General features: G+C 54.9%; 1 protein-coding gene. It reads left to right on the top strand.

The features are described from left to right. Positions 1–55: 55 nt before the first annotated feature. Positions 56–255: hypothetical protein (locus tag B4A72_RS07155; protein ID WP_292978277.1), on the top strand; the 200-nt coding region annotated here is incomplete at its 3' end.

Below are 255 nucleotides of genomic sequence, written 5' to 3' on the forward strand. Positions count from 1 at the left end.
CGTCAAGGGCGGCCGCTGCGAGGCCTGTCAGGGCGACGGCGTCATCAAGATCGAGATGCATTTCCTGCCCGATGTCTATGTCGAATGCGAGACCTGCAAGGGCAAGCGATACAATCGCGAGACACTTGAAATTCAGTTCAAGGGCAAAAGCATAGCCGACGTTCTTGATATGACGGTTGAAGATGCGCAGACCTTCTTTGCTGCCGTTCCGTCGATCCGCGAAAAGATGGATGCATTGATGCAGGTGGGCCTTGG

Source organism: Paracoccus sp. UBA5162, assembly GCF_002413585.1.
Classification (GTDB): Bacteria; Pseudomonadota; Alphaproteobacteria; order Rhodobacterales; family Rhodobacteraceae; genus Paracoccus.